Consider the following 1326-nt stretch of genomic DNA (forward strand, 5'->3'; position numbering starts at 1 on the left):
CCGCCGATCACCCGCGCACAGCACCTGGCCACCCTGACCGCCCGCTTTCGCAAGCAGAACACCAACGGCGACGGCTACCTCAGCGCGCGGGAGTTGGCGGCGCCGCCGCAGTAGGGGATAGCCCTGAGGGTAGGGCTTCTATTGTCGAGTGCGTTGCGCAAAGCATTGGCATCCCATCGATCTGAGCACCGACCGTCGTCAATATGAATACATCTCAATGCAGCCTGTCTGGCGGATAGTGATGCCTGTAGGCACATCTTACGCACGGCGCCCGCTTACGAGATTCTGGTTGCAGGCTCCTTTTCCGGATTAGACAACGATACTTTGGACCAGCGTTTTCCTGTTCGCGACCACGTGAAGTAAGTTGCCACAATCTCCAACACCTGCCACCACCAATATGCGCCACCCGTATGCGCATTCATCACCGACACCACAAAGTGCAAGAAGATCAGTGCTGGCAGGCACAGGAAGACGGCAATAACAAAGTGGGACCATGTTTGCGCCTTATGGAGCGAAAAGGCCAGATACAAACACAGCGTTATCCCTGGAAAAAATATGAAATAGCGGAGATAGTCTCCGCTATTATAGACACTGAGCAAATGTTTGTTGGCGAAAAAGGTGTTCAGTGAGACTAGGAAAAATACGGAGAAAGATAAACCCACCACCAGCCATTTGACAAATTTCATGATCTACCATCCTGCTTCGCAATCGTTTTCACGACTTGCCCCAATGGGTGTCTTTCCAAGTAGAGATTGTACTATCCCTTCAGATCCATCCCCAACTTGGGGGACATAATTGGGAAATATCCCTCTGGGCCACAATGATCCTCCATAAAACAGGGGGCTTATTCCTGCTTCTCGGAAAACTTTGTAATGATATTCGTCGATTAAATTTCCATATGGTTCTCTTACAACCCGTCCTTGCTCATCCCTGACTGAATATCGCTTATCCTCGCGAACGAGACCATTTCTAATTTTCGCAAGAATAACACTTTCTGACTCCGAACTCCCGTTTGTTGCCCAGGCATGAATTATCCCTGACCTTATTGCGGAGTTGATTAGCCCATTATTTCCTTTGCAAGTTTCAAAGGCGCGCTTGTAATAAAGCGATCCCGTTTGCTTGTAAAGTGATCCGTAGTAGCCACACATTGATGTGTCCCCCGGACCATCAAAGTCCCACTTTCGTAGTCCTTGGGGATCAAAACTATTAAATGGAGAGGATGCAGCAAAGGAGAAAGTCGATATACCACCTGTTAACCCAATCGGATCGCTCTGCACATACCGCCCGGTGCCCGGCTCGTAGTCTCGGAAGTAGTTCTGGTTGAGA

General features: G+C 49.8%; 2 protein-coding genes and 1 pseudogene. 1 reads left to right on the plus strand and 2 read right to left on the minus strand.

Annotation, left to right across the window (positions count from 1 at the left end; all coding sequences use genetic code 11):
- Positions 1–114, plus strand: a pseudogene (locus tag CEK69_RS19005) (calcium-dependent protein kinase 21); the annotation flags it as partial.
- A gap of 161 nt (positions 115–275) precedes the next feature.
- Here the strand turns inward: CEK69_RS19005 and CEK69_RS19010 are convergent.
- Together CEK69_RS19010 and CEK69_RS21135 are read right to left on the minus strand one after the other, a co-directional pair.
- A complete protein-coding gene (locus CEK69_RS19010) occupies positions 276–686 on the minus strand; it encodes a hypothetical protein (protein ID WP_152247373.1) in 411 nt (136 codons plus the stop codon).
- A 3-nt stretch (positions 687–689) separates the two neighbouring features.
- Positions 690–1326: RHS repeat-associated core domain-containing protein (locus CEK69_RS21135; RefSeq protein ID WP_226975232.1), on the minus strand; the 637-nt coding region annotated here is incomplete at its 5' end.

Origin of the sequence: Xanthomonas sp. LMG 12462 (assembly GCF_009192885.1) — a bacterium.
Classification (GTDB): Bacteria; Pseudomonadota; Gammaproteobacteria; order Xanthomonadales; family Xanthomonadaceae; genus Xanthomonas_A; species Xanthomonas_A sontii.